Genomic DNA, 22,409 nt, shown 5'->3' on the forward strand with positions numbered 1-22,409 from the left:
CACAGACTGGCTTCCTGGTCAATCTGAGTCTGCCAATGTTTAAGATTTTAAAATTGCTCCTGGGAATAGAGGTTATTTTTCGCGCTTAGGAGCGGACTCATGAGCTACGATCAAGGCTACATTGTCAGTTGCTCCGCTGCCTTAGAGTGGAGCTTTCCTGTATATACCACTGCATCGAAGGCGGAGGTAAAAGTTTTCACCACTTTAATCCGATTAAAGTAAAAGCTTGATCCCTTCCACCCCCATCCTCACTCCTAACTGGAGGGTGATTTCTGCCTGGGTACACGAGGGCGGGGTAGTTTACAATTGAGCCGTTCTAGCTTTGATGACGGATTTTTTATGACTCAGGCTTTTGCTGCTCGGTTTAGCTTTGCTCTACTGGTTCCCATAACATGTTTGACAGTAAGCTTAACGGCGATGGCAGCGAGAGCACAGAGCCAGCTTTATACTCCTCTGGCGATTCCTCCCAGTAACGAAGTTGCGGATACACTCACAGACAAGGATATTCCCACCGGTCAGGGTGGGTTTGCCCGCGACTACGCCATCACTTTAAACGCTGGTGACCAACTCGCCATTGATCTTTCTTCAGAGAACTTTGACACGATTGTCACTCTCATGGCAGCCGATGGTTCCACAGTCGGAGAAAATGATGATGGCCCTGATGGTACGACGAACTCGCTTTTGTTCACCCGGATTACTGAAGCAAGTCGGTACATCATTCGAGTGCGTGCCTTTGGAGAAACCAGTGGTGGTGCTTTTAAACTGAAGGTGACGCGCCTGCGACCGCTGAGTTAAGGGGTGAGAAGGGTCGTCAGAAGGCAGAGAAACAGAGCTTCTGTCCATTCTACGACGGCTCCATAAGTGTCGCCCGTGTGTCCTCCTAGCTGGTGGTGAAACCAAGCACCAGTCATGAGTGCGATCGCACTTCCCCCTACAGCCATGACCAACGTTGTCCAAATACTACCTTGGTCTAGCCCGATCGCAAATCCGCATAAACCCAAAAGTAAAAACAATCCCAACAAGATATCTTGGGGGGTGCGAATGGCCTCTTTGTGAAACGCCCCTTTCCCCGTGGGTTTGAGATAAGGATAAAATGCGATCGCCGCTACCTGTCCCCAGCGCCCCCAACCGGCTGCCATCATCAACGCGAACCATCGGTAAGCCTCTATATTGGTCAGTGCCGCCGTCTTTAATAGCAATAAGGCTACAGCCGCCATCGCTCCAAAAGCACCTGTAGCACTATCCACCATCACCTCTAAACGCCTCTGGGGGTCTTGAACCGCTAAGCCATCTGCCGTATCCATTGCGCCATCTAGGTGTAGTCCTCCCGTGAGTGCGATCCAGCAGACGACGATTAAAGCACTGCGTGTCAGAATTGGCACACCGACCTGTTGCAGAACGGTGTCTACAATACCCAAGAGTCCGCCAATCAGTAACCCAATTAGGGGTGCCCAACGAGCAATACCGCGAAATTCTAGCGGCCAACCACTGGGGAGGGGAATGGTAGTATAAAAAGTAACAGCACCCAAAAAAGACAGCCCAACTTGACATCCCCAGCACACTAATTGTTGAAATGTCAATTGCCTCATAGAGGGCTTCCCGTCAGAAATTCAGTCAATTGTCGTATTAGCACTGCCAGAATCTTGGGATAGTATTGTCTCATACCCTACTTAATCAGCAACGAGTTTCCTTCCTGTACAACTCAAGTATTCAGTATAGAAACTTGCTTGTTTGCCGTATTTATATTCCTCTAGATTGTTCCTAGCTGCACCGTTTATCTTTAGAGATCTTGACGGTTGTAGCGACGATAATCTAAGCTCTTGGTTTCCAATGTAGGGTCTCCAGCAAAGCGGTTACTTCAACCCATTCGATGGCAACGTCAGCCCTGTTTGCATCTTAGGCTTTTACCCATGAGTTATTCTCAATCCTCGCACCAGCTACCAGCCCCCTGCATCATCGACACTGGCACTATCGTCAACAAGCAAGACATTGAACGCCTGCTCAATGACCTGAATCGGGTGCGCTATATTCATAGGCTGGATGACGAAATCAAAAATGAAGGCGAAGGGTGCGTGATGGAAGTGTTTTGCGATCCTCAACGCTCAACCTTGATTGCCAATCAGGCGATCTATCTCAATGTCCAGAGTTTTGATTACTTACACTTAAGCCAGTCTGCCACCAATGAAGCTTATTTTGACTTAATTCAAGATAACCGTCAGTTACGGCTGATCCCACTCTCCAACCCCTTGCAGGAGCAGTCTACAGAACCCTTTAACGTGGATGCCCTAGAAGCGATGGTAACGCAAGTCCTCAGCGCCAAGTGGGATGTACAAATCGATGATGACGGTGAGTGTCCTTTCTAAAGGTTGAAGGTTGAAGGTTGAAGGTTTAAAGTTAGAAGGCTTAAGGTTAGAAGGGTCAAGGTGAGAACCCTGAGATTTGAGCTCTTCTGACCGTTGACTATCGATAAAAACCTTAATCAACAGCGTTGGAACAACAGACAATTCAGTTTTCCTTTCAATGTCAGGCGTCCTGTAGCCAGACAAAAGCCCGTGCTGGTGTTTTTGTTACGCCTCATGGTTTGGTCGAGACGCCAAAGTTCATGCCCGTAGGCACCTTGGCAACGGTTAAAACCCTAACGCCAGCACAGCTAGAAACGGCTGGAGCACAAATGGTTCTGGCGAATACCTATCATCTCCACCTACAACCGGGAGAAGGCATCGTAGAGCAAGCCGGTGGGTTGCATCGCTTCATGGGTTGGAAGGGGCCGATGCTCACTGACTCCGGTGGCTTCCAGGTGTTTAGCTTGAGTAAAATCCGCAAAATTACCGAAGAAGGTGTAACGTTTCGCTCACCTCGCGATGGACGAATCATCAATCTGACACCAGAGCGTTCGATTGAAATTCAGAATACATTGGGGGCAGATGTGATCATGGCATTTGATGAGTGCCCCCCTTACCCGGCTGAACGCTCAGAAGTCGAGGCGGCAACCGAACGAACCTACCGCTGGTTGAAGCGCTGTATTGACGCTCACGCCCGCCCTGGGGAGCAAGCGCTGTTTGGGATTGTCCAGGGCGGTGTTTACCTGGATTTACGTCGTGCGGCTGCTCAATCTTTGGTATCGTTGGATTTACCCGGTTATGCCATTGGTGGCGTGAGTGTGGGTGAACCCGCTGAGCTGATTCACGAGATTGTGGATGCCACTGCACCGTATTTACCCGTCGATAAGCCTCGTTATCTCATGGGGGTGGGGACATATCGAGAAATGGTACGTGCGATCGCAGCCGGCATAGACTTGTTCGATTGCGTGATTCCCACACGATTAGGGCGTCATGGTGCGGCGTTAGTGCAGGGAGAACGCTGGAACTTGAAAAATGCTCGGTTTCGGGAAGATTTCACGCCTTTAGATGCCACTTGCCCTTGCTATGGTTGCCAGAACTTTACTCGCGCTTACCTCAACCACCTAGTGCGATGTAAGGAAGTTCTCGGCTTCATTTTGCTCTCGCTGCACAATGTCACTGAACTGATTCGCTTCACACAACAGATTCGGGAGGCGATTTTGAGTGATCGCTTTACTACAGAGTTTGCTCATTGGCTCAATCGGGAAACTTGACAACCTTGAGCGCAGGACTTACACGAACGGAATGCGATCCAAGGGCGACAAGGGCACATAGCAAATATTTTTCACTTTGTCAACCCAACAGCAACTGGTACAGGGAATGCTGTGTCAATTTTTACCAACCGCCGATTCATAATCCAGCCCTAACAACTGACAATCGGAATCGAGGTTGCTGACAATCAAAAGGACGACACAAGCACAATAATCTCGGATAGCTTGCCGGAGGGCTTCTTTTTTCGTGGAGGTACGAAGGTGTAAATATTTGGATGAACCATCCGGAAATTCACAAAAAAGATGAAATAACATAATCCTAAACTGTTGAGCGATTAGTCCTAGCAATCAACGTATTGAGGGTTTGTGAATAAAATGTGAAGAGAGGAATTTTGTTAACGCTTTTTTATATAGCAGTCAGCAAGGCGACTCTTGACTCTCACCAAATACTGAAAGCTTCACCCGTCAATATGCATCTCTTGTGCCTTCCGCTTCCTTGTATGATCTCCCGTATCCTCTGCCTTTTGCTATATTTGTTGATTTGTAATTTCTTAAGCACAGCGGTGGAAATCAACGTAAATTTTTATGGCTTTTGTGGGTAAGAGGAAATGGTGTTTTTCCCAATTTCCAATTCCCCATTACCGCCGCCACAAGTGATATTGAACGACGTGCGTCTGCTTAAAACAGGTTTGTAGTGCCTGAAATGATATTACTCCTGCTCATGGCTTTTTCCTCAACCCATGCCTTGAATTCAAGGATTTGCACATAATCGCTAGGTGGATTGTTGGTAGTCGCTTCCTCTGTCCGTTTCTTTTCTATCAGATATTGAGCAATTAACTGACAACAGCTTGGCTGATTAGCTAGCTGTTGTTTAAGCTGCTCATTTTCCTCTCTAAGCTGTTGAATTTCATCTTGCCACCAAGTCATCACTTACCACTAAAACGAAAAAATGTTTATAGAGAAACTCTTTCTGCTAGTCTGAGCTTAGCAGAACGGGAACGAGGGTTGTCTGCCAGTTCCTTCTCTTGGGCTGTTATTGGCTTTTTAGTTAGTATCCGCAAGAGAGGGGAATCTCGCAGCGTATGCTTGACAATCCGATCTTCTAAGCTATGAAAACTGATTATGCCAATTCTGCCATCTGGTTTTAGCCAATGGGGAGCACGGTTGAGGAAAGTTTCGAGAGAGGCGAGTTCTTGATTCACGACAATGCGTAGCGCTTGAAACACACGAGTCGCGGGGTGAATTCTACCGTGGCGGTACTTGGGAGGGACGCTATAGGCGATCGCATCCGCCAGTTCCGTGGTGGTTTGAAAGGGACGTTTCTCCACAATTCGCCTTGCTATTTGCCGCGATAGGCGTTCTTCCCCGTATTTGTAAAATGCGTCTGCGAGTTGCGCGGCATCCCACTGGTTGATCACATCGGCAGCGGTGAGGGATTGGCGCTGATCCATCCGCATATCTAAATCCGCCGTATGGCGAAAACTAAAGCCTCGTTCTGGTGTATCGAATTGAGCAGAGCTAACACCTAAATCAGCAATAATCCCATCGAATTGCAGCGAAAATGGCTGATATTCAGCAAAATTTCCCTGCCAGAAGTGGACGCGCTCGCCATAGGGTGCTAACTTGGCTTGGGCGGCGGCGAGGGCTACAGCATCGCGATCGATCGCAGTGAGTTGAACATCCGGTGCCGCTTCTAAAATCAACTGGCTGTGTCCACCCCCACCTACTGTCGCATCCAGGTAATGCCCACCCGCACGAATATTCAACCCTTCAACCAACTCCCGACTCAGCACCGAAACATGTGAAAACGCCGTTGTGTTCGCCCTCTGAGCCTCTGTCATAATTAAAATAAGCAACAAAAATCAATATTTTGTACAAGACCTACCGCCATAAAGCTATCAAATATCAGGGATAAGCGAATGCGTGTGTTGTCCGTAAAGGGTTGCAGGTTAACATGTTACAAATTAAAAGGTTATAAGTTTTAACATTCCGGCTTCAACCTTCCAACCTCCAACTGTTTGGCTCCTGAGAAGCTAACTGTCACTTGTTGCTACTGTCCAACCTGCTGCAAAGGGAAATTGCTTAGTTTATATGGCAAAAATTGAAACAAGAACAGAACCCATGGTTCTCAACATGGGTCCCCACCATCCTTCCATGCATGGGGTGCTGCGACTCATCGTCACCCTCGATGGCGAGGATGTGGTTGATTGCGAACCGGTAATCGGTTACTTGCACCGGGGCATGGAGAAAATTGCGGAGAACCGCACTACCATCATGTATGTTCCCTACGTTAGTCGGTGGGACTATGCAGAGGGGATGTTCAACGAAGCGATTACCGTCAATGCCCCAGAAAAATTAGCGGATATCGCGGTGCCCAAACGCGCCAGCTACATCCGCGTCATTATGCTGGAGTTGAACCGGATTGCTAATCACCTGTTGTGGTTAGGGCCGTTCATGGCTGACGTGGGTGCCCAGACGCCTTTCTTCTACATCTTCCGGGAACGGGAGTTGATTTACGATTTGTGGGAAGCCGTCTCAGGCTATCGCATGGTTAACAACAACTACTTCCGCATCGGTGGGGTAGCAGCTGATCTGACTTACGGCTGGGTAGATAAGTGCTCTGATTTCTGTGACTACTTTATGCCCAAAGTAGACGAGTACGAGCGCCTCATTACCGACAACCCTATCTTCCGTCGTCGCGTTCAAGGGATTGGTACTATCACTCGCGAAGAAGCGATTAACTGGGGACTTTCTGGCCCCATGCTGCGGGCTTCTGGTGTCAAGTGGGACTTACGGAAAGTTGACCACTACGAGTGCTACGACGATTTCGACTGGGAAGTACAGTGGGAAACCGCTGGAGATTGCTTTGCCCGGTATTTAGTGCGGATTCGCGAGATGCGCGAGTCGGTTAAAATTATTCGCCAAGCGTTGAAAGGACTTCCCGGTGGCCCTTATGAGAACCTGGAAGCCAAGCGGATGGTAGAAGGGAAAAAATCTCAGTGGAATGATTTTGAGTATCAGTTTGTCGGCAAGAAAATTGCGCCTACCTTTAAAATTCCCAAGGGCGAACATTACGTCCGCGTCGAAAGCGGAAAAGGAGAACTCGGCATTTTCATCGTTGGGGATGATAATGTCTTCCCGTGGCGTTTTAAGATTCGCGCCGCTGATTTTGTCAACCTGCAAATCTTGCCTCATCTCCTACGGGGTGTGAAGCTTGCCGATATCATGGCGATTCTGGGCAGTATTGACATCATCATGGGTTCGGTAGACCGATAAAGCAAGTAATCAGCAAAATATCCCCTTGTGAGAACAAGGAAACGGCAAAAGAGAGGTTTCTTTCTTTTGCTTTTTTATTTAGATTCCTCAGTCGGACGATATAGCTGTCGCCATAAAGATTAGGACAGAACTAACGGCTGAAATGACGACGTACCAGTAATAAACCTTCTACCCTCTGCCTACTCCTGCGGAGAACGCTGCGCGAACTGCCTTCTGCCTTCTGCTAGAAAAATGTATGGAATGCTACAGTTCTTGAGGCTGTACAGCAGGTTGAATAGGGCTACCGAACTGTCTGCAAAGACTGTAAACATGAGGAGTATTGAATGACAATTCCAGAAATTACCCAAAAACTTTTGGCTGCTAAAAAGGCAAAAGGACTAACTTTTGCAGATTTGGAAACCCTGATTGGGCGGGACGAAGTATGGATTTCTGCTGTGTTCTACCGTCAAGCTAGTGCTTCGGAAGATGAGGCGAGTAAAATTATCTCGGCATTGGGGTTAGAACCCCATATCGCAGACGAATTAACAGAATTCTCTGTCAAAGGCTCTTTAGATCCGCTTATCCCAACTGACCCGTTAATCTATCGCTTCTATGAGATTATGCAAGTTTATGGAATGCCCATGAAAGCCGTGATTCATGAGAAGTTCGGCGATGGGATTATGAGCGCGATCGATTTTACTCTGGATATTGAAAAAGAAGAAGACCCCAAAGGCGATCGCGTGAAAGTTATCATGTCTGGCAAGTTTTTACCCTACAAAAAGTGGTAGTCATTGACCGAAACCCTCATTATTTGGCTCTGACAAATGGCTAACAATTGGTATTTCTCCTAGAGGATGTCACTTACTGACCGGCATGGGATTGGTGAGAATTTTCTTGATGTGGGATTTATGATATTCCCCGAACACCGCTCTTGCATAGCTTTCCATACTATCAGTCCAAGGGAAATTAGCCATCCTGGCTCGCCACTGCACCCCAGGAATGGGCGGCAAGTTTAAAGCTTCTCGTCCAACTAATCTAAAGATGGTAATCGCCTTAGAGTTGGGGTCGAAACTATCTCCTTGAAGGTCAGCGTCCCAGGTACCAATTAAGTTAAATACTGTACGAGAACTCCTCAGCTTGACAATCCACTGAATACTAATTCGATGAGTCCTAAAAATCGGATCTTGATGGATTAAAGAACGCTCAAAATTGGACATTTCCATGCCTTGGGGTCGATAGTGACGCAAGGCTAATCGAATCGCTGCCAAGTTATCCAGCGTGATGAGCAAATTGACACGAGGATTATCCCGACGGAACATATACCAGGTTCCCACTGCGCCAGGAGCATCTCGTTCTACAAAAACAAGGGAAGTTTGTTCATCGTGGGACTCAGTTCGCTCAATGACTTTTAAAGGTCTTTGCTTGGTGCGTCCTTTAGTAAAGATTTGGCGAACCCACCGCTTGAGCCAGCGAAACCATGTTAATAAGCTATCTTGCTTAACTGGCTCTGCTTTACTTACTGTATTGAGTCTATAAACTTCCATGCTTTTAAAGCTTACCGAGTAAGCTGCTCCCATCAATGTGTTTGCAAGATACAAACTTTATGTGTACCAATTGTGAAATCGGCCTGTCTTCATCCGAGTTACGTAATTTTTAAATTAACCCCCTTTTATTGCTCTGATCAGAGAATAAATGACGAGCTGGCTTTGAGACAGGTTTCCTCGCCAAAGTCGGGGACTTCGACGCAAAGGCTCAGCGTTTCAACTATTCTCTGGTGAGAGTAAAGAAAGAGGGATTGCTCAGGACTTATACAGTCACCTGATTTCTCATGCTATTTACATACACCCTATTACTGTTATAGCTAGGACTGACGCAGTAAGACAGTAGTCTGTGATTCTAAGTGAAGGTTAGGGTGCGTTTTGGCGGGGCGTGGAATCTAGGCGAAACGTGCTTGGAGAGGGAAAACAATCAATTTTTAAGGCTTAAAAATGTTAACGCTTAAAAACCCTCTAGCCTTTAACACCACTACTGGTATCTGTCGGGACAATGTAGCGCTGCACGAAGAGGAACAATACAATAACAGGGGCAATAGAAATAACCGACCCAGCTGCAACCAGACGCCAATCGAAGTCTGTGGCACTTGCGAAAGTGGCAACACCCAAGGGGAGGGTATAAGACTCCGGTCGATCCAAGACAATCAGGGGCCAAAGAAAATCGCTCCAAGAACCGATAAAGACAAATATTGCTAACGTTACCAGTGCTGGACGGACAGCAGGCAACATAATATTCCACCACAACCCTAACTCAGAACAGCCATCCATCCGACCGGCTTCTTCAAGGGACTTCGGAACACCCTGAAAGGCTTGTCGCAGCAGGAAAATCCCGAAGGCAGAAGCAAGGCTGGGGAAAATAACGCCCAGATATGTATTTCTTAAACCTAGCTGCACCGTCAAGACGAAAAGGGGAATCATCACGATCTGGAAGGGAATCATGATTGTGGAGAGAACCAGGGTGAAAATTAGGTCACGTCCCCGAAAATCCAGTCTTGCTAGTGGGTAAGCGGCTAGGGAACAGAAGAGTAGATTTAAGCTGACCGTAAGAACAGCCACAATTGTACTGTTCCACAAGTATTGCCCAAAGGGATTGGTTTGCCAGACGGTGAGGAAATTTTGGAAGGTGGGCTGACTGGGTAATAGCTGGGGAGGAAACTGAAAGATGTCTTCGGTTGGAGACTTGAACGATGTGCCGACAAGCCATAAGAGAGGGAAGAGCATCACAAATGCGATCGCTCCTAACAGCACATACATTCCCACTATTTTCCACATCTGAGTTTGCCGCTTTCGACTCATGGCGTATCGCTCACCTGAAACCTCTTCTCTGTACAGATACTATGGAGCGGCTTGTCCCAAGGGTCAACTGGTAATTGGGACACATAGGCAAATTCAAACACAATTCCTATCGTAGATTTAGAGGCCCAGTCGGCTGAACTCAGCAATCGGTCATAAAAGCCTCCCCCATACCCTAAGCGGTATCCTCGTGCATCACAAGCCACAGTCGGAACTAAGATCAGATCGACCTCATGGGGCATCAAGATGGGGGAATCAGGGTGAGGCTCAAAAATGCCATAATCGCCTTTAGAGAGGGGTTCTCCAGGCATCCAGCAATGCCATACGAGAGATTTTTGTTCAATACGAGGAAATCCCCAACGGCGTTTGGAGTCTTTAAATAGGGGACTTAAATCGGGTTCTTGGCGAAAGCTGAAATAAGCCAGTATGGTTCGTGCTGGGCTAAATAAAGGTGAGGATTGCAGGTGAGAACAGAGGCGATCGCTTTTTTGCTGCCATTCTTCCCCAGGGAGCGATCGCCGTTTTTGCAGTAAAATTCGACGCAATTCGGATTTATTTGGCTGGGGTTTCACGTCCTTAACCATTTCTAATCACAATTTATGCCAAAATCTCTCACAATTGCGACATGGAATCTTGAGCGTCCAAGGCTTGGAGGTTGGAAAAAAAATGGTGACTTTAACCAAACGCTGAGTGACCCAACTGGATACGGAACCCATCAAGGACGGAACATGTTGAGTGAGGCACTACAAAAAAACGACCTTGTTTGTGTCACAGATAAGATTCAATTCAACATTGACCACATTTGTTTCAGCAAAGACTGGGCAGAGCGAGTCAATCAAGTCACTACTGGGCAATGTTTTACCCCTGATGGTAAACCGGTAAGTGACCATCAGGGCATCTACGTTAACCTGTTTTGATCAGGTAGCATGTTGTCGATACCAATCAATAGTATTTTCTAGCCCTTCCTTAAAACCGACCTCGGCGGTGAAGTTAAACGCTTGCTCTGCCCGTTCTGTATCCAAACAACGGCGGGGTTGCCCATTCGGCTTATCCGTTTCCCAGATAATTTCACCCTCGTATTCCATCAAGTCACAAATGAGCTCAATTAAATTACGAATTGAGATTTCTTCGCCTGTTCCCAAATTAACAGGTTCTGAGTCATTGTAGAATTGAGTGCCCATCACAATCCCTCGTGCAGCGTCTGTGGAGTAGAGAAACTCACGAGTCGGACTTCCATCACCCCACACCGGTAATTTCTTTTCTCCTTTTTGCTGGGCTTCGTGCACCTTGCGAATCAGCGCCGGGATAACGTGAGAACTACGAGGATCGAAGTTATCTTCTGGGCCATACAAGTTGACGGGCAGCAGATAGATACCATTGAATCCGTACTGCTGCCGATAGGCTTGGAGTTGGACTAAGAGAGCTTTTTTGGCAACGCCATAGGGGGCATTTGTTTCCTCCGGATAGCCATTCCAGAGGTCATCTTCTTTAAACGGGACTGGCGTGAATTTAGGATAGGCGCAGATGGTACCCACACAGACGAACTTCTGAACACCGGATTGATAGGCCGTATGGATGAGTTGAGTGCCCATCATCAGGTTGTCATAGTAGAGTTCGGCAGGTTTGTCTCGATTTAACCCAATACCACCGACGTGGGCGGCAAGGTGAATCACGATATCTTGCTGCTGGACAACTTGTTGGCAGGCTTCTAAGGAACGGAGGTCGTAGTCGCGCGATCGCGGCACTGTAATTTTCTCTCGCTTTGCCCCAGCCGTACAGAGCTGCTCGATAACCTGACGCCCTAGAAATCCTGCGCCACCGGTTACGAGAATCCTTTGATTAGTTAAATCTAAAGTTGCCATTAGTCTTGCAATCCTTGCCCAGCGTCTGAAACTCTCTTAGTGATCGGTCAACTGAAGGCTGAAGTATGAAGTATGAGGTATGAAACTATCCCTTTTGATCAATATTAGGCGCTTGAGATGAATGGCTGGATTATTTTCATCCTTTATCCTGTACACTTCATCCTTTGTGAGTCACGATTTGATGATCTAGCAACTGCCAGAAATTAGCGAACCCGCTCAATCAACCATGCTTCCTACACTCTGACGAATATAGGCGTTATCCTGCCAATCGGCAGATCCTGTGCCATGCTGGGATGTTAGCCCCAAAGCTCGCAAATCGGCTTCCACCATTAAAGCGACTAACTCCTCAAAGGTCACAGAAGGTTCCCAACCCAGCTTGTGTTTTGCCTTGCTGGGGTCACCGATGAGTAAATCTACTTCAGCCGGACGTAAATAACGGGGGTCAAATTCTACGTAGTCTTGCCAATTGAGATTGACATAACCAAAGGAGATGTCCAGAAATTCACGAATAGAGTGAGTTTCACCCGTGGCGACGACGTAATCATCCGCTTCATTTTGCTGCAACATCAGCCACATGGCCTGAACGTAGTCTTTGGCATAACCCCAGTCTCGCTTGGAATCGAGATTACCCAGGTAGAGTTTATGCTGCTTACCTGCTACGATCCGAGCGATCGCTCTGGTAATTTTTCGCGTAACAAACGTTTCGCCTCGGCGCGGAGATTCGTGATTAAAGAGTATCCCATTACAGGCAAATATTCCGTAAGACTCGCGATAGTTTACGGTTTGCCAGTGGGCATAAACCTTGGCACAAGCATAAGGACTGCGCGGATAAAAAGACGTCGTTTCCTTTTGCGGGACTTCCTGTACCTTACCAAACATCTCAGACGAACCCGCCTGATAAAAACGCACATCAATACCTGTGCGGTTGCGATAATCTCGAATGGCCTCCAAAAGACGTAGCGTCCCCATTGCCACAGAATCAACTGTGTATTCCGGTGAATCAAAACTCACCCGTACATGGGATTGTGCACCTAAGTTGTAAATCTCTACTGGTTTGACTTCTTCTAAAATCCGGCGCATGGTTACGCCATCGGTTAAGTCCCCGTAGTGGAGGAATAACCGAGCGTTTTCATTGTGAGGGTCTACATAAATGTGATCGATGCGATCGGTATTAAAAGTCGAAGTTCGCCGAATAATTCCATGAACCTCATAGTCTTTGTCCAGTAACAATTCACTCAAATAGGAGCCATCTTGACCCGTAATACCCGTGATTAGCGCTCGCTTACGTTGCGTCATCCTTGAATCTTCCTGTAATAAATAAGAACTCTCACTGCGGCTAAAGTGCCAATAAAGCTCACCTCGCAACGGCAGTGTTGGAAGGTAAACGAATCATCCTTAAGTTAACCTAGAATATTGACCCATGGCTAAGCAGGTAGTGGGTTAACTGGAGTGAGATCAGGCTAAAGCTTTGATCGTTATGCAGGATTTCTGCTCTGCTGTGGGAGCTATCCTAGCGTCTCGGCTCCCTTCGAGAGCGAAGAGAGCAAGCGCTAACAAAGTTATATTAATAACGCTTTCGTGAGACACTACCAAAGCATTAACTAGCCCGTGACATTCTTACCGTTGTAGAGAATAATGAAGACAGATTTACTGCCAACTCAACTCTCGTAATAGGCAAAAAAAGATTTCTAGAATTTCCAAATTTCTCCTTCAGTAAGCCCCATTATTTTTAGGGAAAATAATCACACCAAGCGTCTTGAAAATCAGCCATAAATCTAGCCAAAAATTTCGGAAATTGACATAATAGACATCCATTTGAACCCGAAGGGGATAAGGGATATCATTACGTCCAGAAACTTGCCATAAACCAGTAATTCCCGGCCTAATCGTCAAAACTTTGTCCATATGACGCCCGTATTTAGGTAGTTCTTCCGGCACTAAGGGTCGGGGTCCCACCACACTCATATCTCCCTTCAAAACGTTCCAAAACTGAGGAAATTCATCAAGACTAGTAAGTCGCAAAAACTTACCAATGCATGTAATTCGAGGGTCTTTCTTGAGTTTGAAATTATCCTCAAATTCCTCACGCAAATGAGGTGATGTTTCCATCAAATCGGTCAATAGTTCGTCAGCATTTGCCACCATCGTTCTGAATTTGAGGCAGCCAAAAGACTGGTAGTTTCTACCAACGCGTTCCTGGACATAAAAAATAGGTCCCGGTGAGCTGATGGCAATCAGTAGGGCAAGTACCAAGTAAATCGGCAAAAATGAAATCAGAACAGATAGCGAAAACATAACATCAAACAGCCGCTTGGCGAAATCTCCGTTTAAGCGATGTTGAGAAAGACCTCTGGGTCTGCTGCGCGACGCGAGTGGCTGAATTCCTCGCTTCACGAACGTTCGCAACATCTTGACGGAGATAAGTTGGCTTTCGGCAGTCATCTTACTCCTTCACTTCACACCACACAGTCAAGATCATAAAGCCACAAGAGGCTGGCTACGGCGAATACGCTGGAGGAAACTTGAATTTCTCAGGGGAGAATTGAGATTTGTAGTCCTCTTTGCAGTGTTCCAGAAAAGCCAAGTAGCGATCGCCAAAAATTTTTGGAGCAAAGCCAGCTGCGTTTAATCGACCCTGTTCGGGACTGAACAAGTCTTTTGACCTCTCAAAACTATTCACGGCTTCGATCAAGGCGTCCGCACTTTGGGGTTGAAAAAATAGACCCGTTCCGCTGTCTGGATGTTGCCGAATATCTCGAACCGTCTCTAATGCCCCCCCAGCACCATAAGCAATCACAGGCGTTCCACAAGCTTGAGCTTCCACTAGGGCAATGCCAAAATCTTCACAAGCCGCGTATACAAAGGCTTTGGCGCGGGTCATATACTGCTCAACCACAGAGTCTGGCTGAAATCCCAGCACTTGTACATTCGGTTGTGCCAGTTCACGGATCGCCTCCAAGTCCGGTCCTGTACCAATCACGACAAGTGGAAGTCCGAGTTGATTGAAGGCTTGAACAATTAATGAGACTCGCTTATAACTCACGAGGCGGGAAACCGTGAGATAAAAATCTTCTTTTTGAGTCTGGAACGCAAATCGCTCAATATTGACCGGTGGGTGAATGACGGTTGCCTGACGCCGATAGCAGCGCCAGATGCGGCGTGCTGTATGTACCGAGTTGGCAATGAAATAATCCACCCGGTTCGCCGAAAGGGCATCCCACTGACGCAATTGATGAAGCAGATACCGTGTGATTAAGCCTTGAGGCCCTCGCCCCATCCGACTACTCCTGAGGTAATCAAACGTTAAATCCCAGGCGTAGCGCATGGGTGTATGACAGTAGCAGATGTGCAGTTGTTGAGGTGTACTCAGGATGCCCTTGGCAACAGCATGAGATGAGGAAAGGATGACATCATACTCCCGTAAGTCTAGCTGTTCAATGGCGATGGGCAGCAGCGGCAGATACTTCTGAACACCGTTGCGGGCAAAGGGCAAACGTTGCAGGAAAGTTGTACCAATCGAACGCCCAAACAGATAACTCTGGGGATTGGTAGATTCAAAATCAATCAGGGCATAAAGATCGGCATCAATGTGCTGGAGAATTTCTTGAACGACCAGTTCTGACCCGCCAGTTGCTTGGGGCGTCAACCACTCATGAACCAAAGCATATTTCAAGGACATTTACCCAGAATGCTTCTTGTGAGTAAGAGCTTACCCCAAGGTGAGCCACTCAGGGTATGGGGACGAGGAGGAGGGAAAACTCTCTGGATGACTATCGATGGAATGGGATGCCAAACTTTCACACGAACAGATGGTATTCTTCCTGCCGCTTTGTATTCCAGGCGAAATGGGTTGGAATGTAGGCTATTTTTTAGGCTGGCAGTACTTATTAATTTCCTGAACGAGGGGTGTTTCTAGGGCGGTGGCTTTCTGCAATTTGACTACGGCGGCTTCAGCCGCTGAGCGGTCTTTCTTCTGAAAGGCGGTTATGAAATCGCGGGTGGATTTGCTGGTATCGCGATACATGACATAAAAACGCCCTTGATAGTCTCGAAGCTTGTCATCGCTGACCTTAATCGATTGCATGTCTTGAGATGCTTTTTCCAGGGCATCGGCGGCCTTAAGCATCGCTTTAGGGTCGCTTTCCTTACCGCCATTGGTGATAGCTTTAGCTTCGTCAGCGGCTTGGTTGGCAACCTTGATAATTTTGTTACATTGAGAGACTTTACTCTGGCTACAACTAACCATTAATACGCTAAGGGCCGCAGTCAGAGGAAGAAGGACGAAGTATCGCCTCGAAAATTGCATTAATGTTCTCCTAATGAGTTATGAGCGTTCTCGTTGTCCTAGCACATTTTTCCTAGTGCTTGAAAGTCTACCGGGATGTCTGAACAGAAGTGGGGATGGGGAAATGGGGAGAGAGGGGCGGTGTGTTGTTTATGTCAGGATATAAGTAGAAAATTTATCCCATCCTCGTATGATCTCTGGCTCCACTCCCCCTCAGTGATCCACCCCTTCGATGGCAGCCGCAAGGCGTCGCAGAGTTTCTGTGAGTTGCCCTAACTGCTCTAAAGAATCACTTTGAGCTTGAGCCAACGTTTGCACCGCATCGCTGACGGCAAAGATCTGGTAACCCTGTTGTTGAATTTGTTGCCCTTGGTGTTGCACTTGAGTCGCTAGGGCATCCACCCGTTCAGTAAGACAGTCAATGGTTTCAGTGGTTGCGAGAACTGCCTCTCCAATTTGTCCCACAATTGCCTCCAAGCGACTGATTCGGGCTTCCAATCCAAGAGACTCCTTGCTTACAGGAGTTGAGTTGCTTTGCGCCTTTCCAGTCTGGATGTGTCTATTCACCAGCAGTTTTTAATCCAACAACAAAGTAGTTAAACAGTCCCTGAATACGTTAGGGGGGCGGTTGTTTGCTTGTGGCTTGGAAATCAAGTCGATCAGTATAGCGCCAACTTTCCCAGGTTAGGGGCTTCTGAACAGGTTTTATTGATGACGCCTTTGATGCCACTGCCAAGCATCGCCGATAATTTTACTGAGGTCAGTGTATTGGGGAGACCAACCCAGAATTTTTTGAGCTTTGTCACTACTCCCAACTAAAATTGAGGGATCGCCACTGCGGCGATCGCACTCGACTACGTTGATTTCCCGACCTGTCACCAGACGCGCTGTTTCAATCACCTGCCGCACCGAAAAACCGTTGCCATTACCTAAATTAAACGCCTCACTCTTACCACCTTGCAACAGATACTCCAGCCCCAATATGTGAGCTGTTGCCAAGTCGCTGACGTGAATATAGTCCCGAAGGCAGGTGCCGTCCGGTGTTGGGTAATCTGTACCCCAAATGGAAATAGACTCGCGTTTCCCCAAAGCCGTTAGGAGTACGAGTGGAATTAGATGAGTTTCTGGGCGATGGTCTTCACCCATTAACCCCTCTGGGTTGGCTCCGGCAGCGTTGAAGAAGCGAAACACCACTGAACGTAGATCGTAAGCCCGATCAAAATCAGCCAGCATTTGCTCTACCATCCACTTGGTCGTGGCATAGGGACTCATTGGCTGTTTGGGATGGTCTTCACTCATCGGTACTTGCTTGGGCATCCCGTAGATGGCACAGGTCGAAGGAAACACCAATTTCTTGACTCCTGCCGCTACCATCGCTTCCAGAAGCGTCAGCGTACCGGACACATTGTTGCGGTAATATTGGGCAGGGTCTGTAACCGACTCGCCTACCGCGATATAAGCCGCGAAGTGGACAACAGCCGCAATCTCGTGATTAGCAAATAGCCGCTCTAAGGTTGTGCGATCGCGGATGTCACCGACCACCAACTCCACCTGTAAGATATCTTCCACAAACTCTCGATGCCCATATTCCAAGTTATCCAGCACGATCACGCGGTAGCCTTCTTGCTGAAGTGCTAACACAGCATGGGAGCCAATATATCCTGCTCCGCCAGTCACTAAAATCGTGGGTTTGACTTGCGACACCTCACACTCTCCCAGTTTTTCGTTTTATAGCCTAACTTGACAAAAGACGTTCGTTCTTCAACTTCAGCCGTTAATGTTGAACCGAAGTAGACCGTCCCCTGCTCCTTATCGATTGTGGAATGAGGAATGCGGAATGTCGAATGTAAAACCAGGAAGCATGTCTTTGACACCTTCCCTCTCCAGACGTTCATGCTATACCCTGCCTCTACAGGTTGGTGAATTTTCCTTAATAAAATTTTCCTGAATCAGTTGATTTGAGGATGATTGGGGTAGTTTTCTAGGAAGAGGTCTGTCCTTAGGACGTTGCCCTGCTTCGAGCAATCGTCTGTTATAGCATCAACCGCGTTTTTTGCCCATTCTTACTGCCAATCGCGAGTATAATGCCCGTGTAATAGTGATTTAAACCTTGGTTCAAGCAGATGAAACACCACTGAAACAAAAGTACTAGCAGTTATTAGTTGTAAGTTGTTATTTTAAATGGTCAAGACAGGAGACTGGGTTGAGGGTTATACGACTCGTGCAGCAGCTTTTGGCTTCCGCAGGTACTCAAGCGTAGTGTCGGCTCAAACTTTCAACTTTCAACGGTTCTCCCTCATCCCTACTCTCCAATTACCTTGGTGAGATTAACAACGAGCAACCAACCACTAACCCTCAACAACGAAGCAGTTCTTAACAATGTTCTTACTACTTACGCAGGTACTACTGTGGCTACTGATCACAGTCATTATCTACAATTTGCTACTGAAAGTAATCCCCAGAGCGTATCTTACCTTGCTTGGGGGTTTTCTGCTGTTTGCCATCATCGTGCTGGCGTTTTTCTTCCCGAACGACACATTGGTGAGAACGGCATGGAGCGTTCTCTCATTCCCGCTCAAGCCTGTGGGAGCCACTATTGTGTTAATCGCTGCTGCTTTAAACCAGGGACTCAAGAACAGAAATCTCATCGTTGCAGCTCTGATGATTTTACTGATTTCCAGTATTCCCTTCGTCAGCACTGTACTGGCTCGACCCCTTGAGCTTGGCTCATTCCCCAGAGCAGCCACGACAGGGACAGCAGCCGGAGCGATTGTGGTATTGGCGCAAGGAACGACACAACCCAGTCTCCCCCCTAGAACCCAAATTCAGCTCACAGATGAGGGCAGCAACCGCCTCCGTCGCGCCGCCCAATTGTATCAAGAGCAGGTAACCGCAGGTAACCAACCTATTGTGATTGCCAGTGCAGGCCAAGAAGCCAATAATGTCGCCACCGTCCTGAACCAATTTGGTGTTCCCCAAGGTCAGATTGTGGTGGAATCCAGAAGCCAAGACCTTCGCACTAGCGCTGAGCAAGTCAACGGCATCTTGAGAGGTCGAGCTATACAAGACAGACCTATTTTCCTGGTGACTTCTGCCATCAATAGCCGCCGCGCTAGTCTGGCTTTTTCTCAAGTCGGCGTTAATGTGGTGACTCAACCAGCGAATTTTGTTTCGACAGAGCCTGGAACGAGAGAGGCACGCAACATTTCGATTCAATCCTTTATTCCCAGTGTTGATGCTCTCAGTGTCAGCACTCGAATTCTTGAGGAATTCTATACCACCATCTACTACTCGTTACGAGGCTGGCTATCTCCAACAGCCACTTGAAAAGGATGAAGTAGGAAGTTATTGCCGAATGAAAAACTTTCTACTTCCCAATGCGTTGGAGATTGGACAATCCCACACTTACTCCGTGGGATTGTTGGGTTCAGATTGTCGGAAATTCTATCTTAAGGAAGAACATCAATCCTGAGTGTAGCCGCTCGTTGTGTAACGCCCCTTCGGGCGAGGGAGCCAGACCCAGCAATCGTTTAAGATTAAGAATTGTTATCTTTGTCACATGGCTAACTCCAGGCTGCAAAAACTACTGGCTTACCTGCGCCCTCACACTTTAGATGCATCACTTGGTGTCATTGCTCTCCTCGTTGTTAATGGACTCGGTGTGTACATCCCTCTGCTCATAAGGGATGGCATTGACGAACTTCGCACCGTCTCCGCCTTTGGCTTTGATCGCATCTGGCAGTTTGTATGGCCCATCATCCTCCTCGCTACGTTAATGTGGGTGATTCGGATGGTGTCTCGCATTCTATTATTTGGGGTGGGGCGTAAGGTCGAATTTGACCTGAAGCAAAAGATTTTTCAGCATCTACTCATCCTGGAGCCATCTTATTTTTCCACGAATACCTCTGGAGATTTAATTAACCGCGCCACCAGTGATGTGGATAATATTCGGCGTCTGTTGGGATTTGCCGTTTTGAGTTTGGCGAATACAGTATTCGCTTATGGTTTAACGTTACCGGTGATGATGTCGATTAGCTTGCGGTTGACTCTGTTAGCGATCGCTGTTTATCCCCTCATGCTAATCACTGTCCAGCTTTTTAGTGAAAAGCTCCGCAATCAACAACTGGCGGTACAAGAAGAACTCTCCAACCTGAGTGAGATGATTCAGGAAGACATGAGCGGCATCTCCCTGATTAAAATCTACGCTCAAGAGGCGAACGAACGTCGCGCTTTCCGACGCCTGAATGGACAACTGTTAGGGGCAAATCTCGATTTAGCCAAAACGCGCAACATTCTATTTCCTGTTATTGAAGCTCTTGCCTATATCAGCTTATTGGTATTACTGTGGCTAGGTTCTGGGTTAATTGCTTCCGGTAGGATTACCGTGGGGGATTTTGTGGCGTTGCTGCTCTACTCAGAGCGTTTAGTTTTCCCTACCGCACTCTTAGGTTTTACGATTACAGCCTATCAACGAGGTGAAGTGAGTATTGACCGCATTGAGTCGATTCTCACGGTTCAACCCCAGATTAAAGATGATTCTAAACCGATTCAACTACCGACGCCAGTGAAAGGTCAGTTGACGGCACGACATCTAACTTACACTTATCCCGGTGCCAAAACTCCGGCACTCAAAGACATCAGTTTTACGATTAATGCTGGTGAAACGGTGGCGATTGTAGGAGCCATTGGTTCGGGAAAATCCACCTTAGCGAATGCCATTCCTCGCTTGTTGGATATTGAGGATAATCAGCTATTTTTGGATGGATATGACCTGACAAGGATGCGATTGCAAGAGTTGCGAAGTGCGATCGCCTATGTTCCCCAAGACAGCTTCCTCTTCAGCACCAGTATTAAAAATAACATCCGCTACGGCAACCCCTTAAGCGAACAGCAAGAGGTTGAATACGCGGCTAAGCAAGCCCAAATCCACACAGAAATTCTCAATTTCCCTCAGCACTATGACACGATTGTTGGAGAACGGGGTATTACGCTCTCTGGCGGACAAAGACAACGTACCTCTCTAGCTAGAGCCTTGGTGATGGATGCACCGATTCTCATCTTGGATGATGCCCTTTCTAGCGTGGATAACCAAACCGCTACCCAAATTCTGGAAAATCTGGCTGAAGGTGTGCAGCGCAAAACGGTAATCTTTATCTCCCATCAACTGTCGGCAGCCGCTACGGCTAATCGAATTTTTGTCATGGATGGGGGTCAAATTGTGCAAAGTGGCAGCCATACGGAACTTTTGGCAAGTCCTGGTGTGTACCGATCGCTTTGGAGTCAGCATCATTTAGAAGAATTACTCCGTTGAGTACCTCATAGAAAGTTGTGTTCAAACATACAGGACTTCCGCAACTAGCTATCCCCTACCTGTAGGGGCAAAACATGCCCTGCCCCTACGCAGATGGTGTATTCCAGCCAAAAAATCAAACTGAGAACTGAGGTGCGAGCGCTTTTATTTCAAACGTCAGATTTTTTCTTGTGCCCAATTCCTCCAAAAGATAGATGCTTTAAACTTCTTAGTAAAATTAGAGTATGCGTGATAAATCTTAATATCTCTTAACAAGAGACTTCGGTAAAGATGGATAAACTTACCAAGACGGTTAAGAAGTTTGCAGCGATCGCAGGAGCAGCTGGTGTTCTAGTGACGCTTCCGGTGTTAGCGCAGAACAACATGCCAACAAGCATCATGCAGACTCAACCTCCCACGATGAGGACTCAGCCTCAAGTCCAACCTAAGCCGATGACTCCATCTGCCTCCCCAGCCAGAACATCGACAAAGGCAAGCGGCAACGTTGTTGAGGTAGCTGCTGCTAATGGCTCCTTCAAAACCTTAACCGCCGCGTTAAAAGCAGCAGGTTTAGATAAAGCCTTAGCCTCCGAAGGCCCTTTCACAATTTTTGCACCAACGGATGAAGCGTTTGCGGCGCTACCCGAAGGTACAGTTGAGGAGCTGTTAAAGCCACAGAACCGAGCCGCATTAGTTAAAATTCTCACTTACCATGTGGTTCCAGGTGAGAACACTTCTAAAACATTGACATCAGGCGAAGCTGAAACTCTCGAAGGTGCTGCTGTGGAAGTGAAGGTGTCCTCGAATGGCGTCATGGTTAATGATGCCACAGTGGTTAAAGCGGACATTCAAGCTAGCAATGGCGTCATTCATGTCATTAATAAGGTAATTATGCCGCCTATTGAGGAGAAGCCGTCAACCACGAGCGGTAGCTCTGCTAGGTAGAAGCAAGACAAAAGCAATCTTTGCTTTTACAGGTAACCGATTGGGAGCCAGAAATTGGTTTTCAGTCGGTTACTTTGCTGTTGAGTAAATCATTGAGTGAGAAAAATAACTGTCCACCAAGAGCAGTGAGTGTGGTAAAGTACCAAAATCTAATCGGTTCAAGTGGGGGTCAGCCACTAGAGGTAACGGGGAAAGTTCGGTGCAAATCCGGCGCTGTACCGCAGCTGTGTTGAGTTAACCGATAGGGAACTCAAGAGCCAGAATGCCCACCGATAGAGTGATCACTCAGATGTGCGGTCTACACGATCGAGGTCAA

General features: G+C 47.4%; 23 protein-coding genes and 1 riboswitch. Of the genes, 9 read left to right on the plus strand and 14 right to left on the minus strand.

The features are described 5' to 3' along the window. Window positions 1–339: 339 nt before the first annotated feature. Window positions 340–795, plus strand: coding sequence for a PPC domain-containing protein (locus tag NDI48_21895; protein MEP0833824.1), 456 nt, complete (start codon window positions 340–342; stop codon window positions 793–795). Here NDI48_21895 and cobS read toward each other — a convergent pair. Continuing rightward, window positions 792–1,589 (minus strand): adenosylcobinamide-GDP ribazoletransferase, encoded by a 798-nt coding sequence (gene cobS, locus NDI48_21900; GenBank protein ID MEP0833825.1) that lies wholly within the window; start codon window positions 1,587–1,589, stop codon window positions 792–794. The genes NDI48_21895 and cobS overlap by 4 nt on opposite strands. A 321-nt stretch (window positions 1,590–1,910) precedes the next feature. Between cobS and NDI48_21905 the strand changes: the two genes are divergently transcribed. Next, window positions 1,911–2,363: a hypothetical protein gene (locus NDI48_21905; GenBank protein ID MEP0833826.1), complete on the plus strand. Its 453-nt coding sequence runs from the start codon at window positions 1,911–1,913 to the stop codon at window positions 2,361–2,363. 125 nt (window positions 2,364–2,488) lie between these two features. Then, window positions 2,489–3,613, plus strand: a complete 1,125-nt coding sequence (tgt, locus tag NDI48_21910; GenBank protein MEP0833827.1) for a tRNA guanosine(34) transglycosylase Tgt — start codon at window positions 2,489–2,491, stop codon at window positions 3,611–3,613. A gap of 114 nt (window positions 3,614–3,727) precedes the next feature. Here tgt and NDI48_21915 read toward each other — a convergent pair whose 3' ends face one another. From NDI48_21915 to rsmH, 3 genes are all read right to left on the minus strand, one after another. After that, on the minus strand, window positions 3,728–3,925 hold the full coding sequence (locus NDI48_21915) for a hypothetical protein (protein ID MEP0833828.1): 198 nt from the start codon (window positions 3,923–3,925) through the stop codon (window positions 3,728–3,730). Window positions 3,926–4,288: 363 nt separating this feature from the next. Next, on the minus strand, window positions 4,289–4,537 hold the full coding sequence (locus NDI48_21920) for a hypothetical protein (GenBank protein ID MEP0833829.1): 249 nt from the start codon (window positions 4,535–4,537) through the stop codon (window positions 4,289–4,291). Window positions 4,538–4,563: 26 nt separating this feature from the next. Then, a complete protein-coding gene (rsmH, locus tag NDI48_21925) occupies window positions 4,564–5,451 on the minus strand; it encodes a 16S rRNA (cytosine(1402)-N(4))-methyltransferase RsmH (GenBank protein ID MEP0833830.1) in 888 nt (295 codons plus the stop codon). Between the two features lie 250 nt (window positions 5,452–5,701). On the opposite strand from rsmH, the gene NDI48_21930 reads away from it, so the two are divergent. Together NDI48_21930 and cynS are read left to right on the plus strand one after the other, a co-directional pair. Continuing rightward, window positions 5,702–6,886, plus strand: a complete 1,185-nt coding sequence (locus NDI48_21930) for an NAD(P)H-quinone oxidoreductase subunit H (GenBank protein ID MEP0833831.1) — start codon at window positions 5,702–5,704, stop codon at window positions 6,884–6,886. Window positions 6,887–7,209: 323 nt separating this feature from the next. Continuing rightward, a complete protein-coding gene (gene cynS / locus NDI48_21935; protein ID MEP0833832.1) occupies window positions 7,210–7,653 on the plus strand; it encodes a cyanase in 444 nt (147 codons plus the stop codon). A 69-nt stretch (window positions 7,654–7,722) separates the two neighbouring features. On the opposite strand, the gene NDI48_21940 is transcribed toward cynS, so the two are convergent. The 3 genes from NDI48_21940 to NDI48_21950 form a co-directional block, all read right to left on the minus strand. Further along, complete coding sequence (locus tag NDI48_21940; protein MEP0833833.1) at window positions 7,723–8,409, minus strand: hypothetical protein; 687 nt, start codon at window positions 8,407–8,409, stop codon at window positions 7,723–7,725. 465 nt (window positions 8,410–8,874) lie between these two features. Beyond that, a complete protein-coding gene (locus NDI48_21945) occupies window positions 8,875–9,714 on the minus strand; it encodes a carbohydrate ABC transporter permease (protein MEP0833834.1) in 840 nt (279 codons plus the stop codon). After that, the gene (locus NDI48_21950) at window positions 9,711–10,295 is read right to left on the minus strand and encodes a 5-formyltetrahydrofolate cyclo-ligase (protein ID MEP0833835.1); all 585 of its coding nucleotides are present in this window, start codon (window positions 10,293–10,295) and stop codon (window positions 9,711–9,713) included. Before NDI48_21950 ends, NDI48_21945 begins: the two co-directional genes overlap by 4 nt. Before the next feature lie 15 nt (window positions 10,296–10,310). On the opposite strand from NDI48_21950, the gene NDI48_21955 reads away from it, so the two are divergent. Continuing rightward, window positions 10,311–10,628, plus strand: coding sequence for a hypothetical protein (locus NDI48_21955; GenBank protein MEP0833836.1), 318 nt, complete (start codon window positions 10,311–10,313; stop codon window positions 10,626–10,628). On the opposite strand, the gene NDI48_21960 is transcribed toward NDI48_21955, so the two are convergent. The 7 genes from NDI48_21960 to galE form a co-directional block, all read right to left on the minus strand. Continuing rightward, a complete protein-coding gene (locus NDI48_21960) occupies window positions 10,629–11,573 on the minus strand; it encodes a GDP-L-fucose synthase (protein ID MEP0833837.1) in 945 nt (314 codons plus the stop codon). Between the two features lie 216 nt (window positions 11,574–11,789). Beyond that, entirely contained in the window at window positions 11,790–12,869 is a 1,080-nt protein-coding gene (gene gmd, locus NDI48_21965) for a GDP-mannose 4,6-dehydratase (GenBank protein MEP0833838.1), read from the minus strand. A gap of 414 nt (window positions 12,870–13,283) precedes the next feature. Next, window positions 13,284–14,015 (minus strand): sugar transferase, encoded by a 732-nt coding sequence (locus tag NDI48_21970; protein MEP0833839.1) that lies wholly within the window; start codon window positions 14,013–14,015, stop codon window positions 13,284–13,286. A 55-nt stretch (window positions 14,016–14,070) separates the two neighbouring features. Beyond that, complete coding sequence (locus tag NDI48_21975) at window positions 14,071–15,252, minus strand: glycosyltransferase (protein ID MEP0833840.1); 1,182 nt, start codon at window positions 15,250–15,252, stop codon at window positions 14,071–14,073. A 183-nt stretch (window positions 15,253–15,435) separates the two neighbouring features. After that, window positions 15,436–15,879 carry a hypothetical protein gene (locus tag NDI48_21980; protein ID MEP0833841.1) on the minus strand — a complete coding sequence of 148 codons (444 nt, stop codon included), beginning with the start codon at window positions 15,877–15,879 and terminating at the stop codon, window positions 15,436–15,438. Between the two features lie 192 nt (window positions 15,880–16,071). After that, window positions 16,072–16,425 (minus strand): hypothetical protein, encoded by a 354-nt coding sequence (locus tag NDI48_21985; protein ID MEP0833842.1) that lies wholly within the window; start codon window positions 16,423–16,425, stop codon window positions 16,072–16,074. 138 nt (window positions 16,426–16,563) lie between these two features. After that, window positions 16,564–17,562 (minus strand): UDP-glucose 4-epimerase GalE, encoded by a 999-nt coding sequence (galE, locus tag NDI48_21990; protein ID MEP0833843.1) that lies wholly within the window; start codon window positions 17,560–17,562, stop codon window positions 16,564–16,566. A 675-nt stretch (window positions 17,563–18,237) separates the two neighbouring features. Here galE and NDI48_21995 point away from each other — a divergent pair. From NDI48_21995 to NDI48_22005, 3 genes are all read left to right on the plus strand, one after another. Further along, the gene (locus tag NDI48_21995) at window positions 18,238–19,185 is read left to right on the plus strand and encodes a YdcF family protein (GenBank protein ID MEP0833844.1); all 948 of its coding nucleotides are present in this window, start codon (window positions 18,238–18,240) and stop codon (window positions 19,183–19,185) included. Window positions 19,186–19,417: 232 nt separating this feature from the next. Then, the gene (locus NDI48_22000; GenBank protein ID MEP0833845.1) at window positions 19,418–21,169 is read left to right on the plus strand and encodes an ABC transporter ATP-binding protein/permease; all 1,752 of its coding nucleotides are present in this window, start codon (window positions 19,418–19,420) and stop codon (window positions 21,167–21,169) included. Window positions 21,170–21,439: 270 nt separating this feature from the next. Continuing rightward, complete coding sequence (locus tag NDI48_22005) at window positions 21,440–22,093, plus strand: fasciclin domain-containing protein (GenBank protein MEP0833846.1); 654 nt, start codon at window positions 21,440–21,442, stop codon at window positions 22,091–22,093. 137 nt (window positions 22,094–22,230) lie between these two features. Then, window positions 22,231–22,382: riboswitch (cobalamin riboswitch) on the plus strand. Window positions 22,383–22,409: the final 27 nt, after the last annotated feature.

This window comes from Microcoleus sp. AS-A8, assembly GCA_039962225.1.
GTDB lineage: Bacteria > Cyanobacteriota > Cyanobacteriia > Cyanobacteriales > Coleofasciculaceae > Allocoleopsis.

Bases quoted from the DNA above. Each gene is read 5' to 3' on its own strand.
- NDI48_22005 (MEP0833846.1), top strand. From the start codon at position 21,440: ATGGATAAACTTACCAAGACGGTTAAGAAGTTTGCAGCGATCGCAGGA.
- NDI48_21945 (MEP0833834.1), bottom strand. From the start codon at position 9,714: ATGAGTCGAAAGCGGCAAACTCAGATGTGGAAAATAGTGGGAATGTAT.
- NDI48_21955 (MEP0833836.1), top strand. From the start codon at position 10,311: ATGCCAAAATCTCTCACAATTGCGACATGGAATCTTGAGCGTCCAAGG.
- cynS (MEP0833832.1), top strand. From the start codon at position 7,210: ATGACAATTCCAGAAATTACCCAAAAACTTTTGGCTGCTAAAAAGGCA.
- cobS (MEP0833825.1), bottom strand. From the start codon at position 1,589: ATGAGGCAATTGACATTTCAACAATTAGTGTGCTGGGGATGTCAAGTT.
- NDI48_21930 (MEP0833831.1), top strand. From the start codon at position 5,702: ATGGCAAAAATTGAAACAAGAACAGAACCCATGGTTCTCAACATGGGT.
- NDI48_21905 (MEP0833826.1), top strand. From the start codon at position 1,911: ATGAGTTATTCTCAATCCTCGCACCAGCTACCAGCCCCCTGCATCATC.
- NDI48_21960 (MEP0833837.1), bottom strand. From the start codon at position 11,573: ATGGCAACTTTAGATTTAACTAATCAAAGGATTCTCGTAACCGGTGGC.
- NDI48_21895 (MEP0833824.1), top strand. From the start codon at position 340: ATGACTCAGGCTTTTGCTGCTCGGTTTAGCTTTGCTCTACTGGTTCCC.
- NDI48_21975 (MEP0833840.1), bottom strand. From the start codon at position 15,252: ATGTCCTTGAAATATGCTTTGGTTCATGAGTGGTTGACGCCCCAAGCA.
- rsmH (MEP0833830.1), bottom strand. From the start codon at position 5,451: ATGACAGAGGCTCAGAGGGCGAACACAACGGCGTTTTCACATGTTTCG.
- NDI48_21980 (MEP0833841.1), bottom strand. From the start codon at position 15,879: ATGCAATTTTCGAGGCGATACTTCGTCCTTCTTCCTCTGACTGCGGCC.
- NDI48_21995 (MEP0833844.1), top strand. From the start codon at position 18,238: ATGTTCTTACTACTTACGCAGGTACTACTGTGGCTACTGATCACAGTC.
- NDI48_21940 (MEP0833833.1), bottom strand. From the start codon at position 8,409: ATGGAAGTTTATAGACTCAATACAGTAAGTAAAGCAGAGCCAGTTAAG.
- NDI48_21920 (MEP0833829.1), bottom strand. From the start codon at position 4,537: ATGACTTGGTGGCAAGATGAAATTCAACAGCTTAGAGAGGAAAATGAG.
- NDI48_21915 (MEP0833828.1), bottom strand. From the start codon at position 3,925: ATGTTATTTCATCTTTTTTGTGAATTTCCGGATGGTTCATCCAAATAT.
- NDI48_22000 (MEP0833845.1), top strand. From the start codon at position 19,418: ATGGCTAACTCCAGGCTGCAAAAACTACTGGCTTACCTGCGCCCTCAC.
- NDI48_21950 (MEP0833835.1), bottom strand. From the start codon at position 10,295: ATGGTTAAGGACGTGAAACCCCAGCCAAATAAATCCGAATTGCGTCGA.
- gmd (MEP0833838.1), bottom strand. From the start codon at position 12,869: ATGACGCAACGTAAGCGAGCGCTAATCACGGGTATTACGGGTCAAGAT.
- NDI48_21970 (MEP0833839.1), bottom strand. From the start codon at position 14,015: ATGACTGCCGAAAGCCAACTTATCTCCGTCAAGATGTTGCGAACGTTC.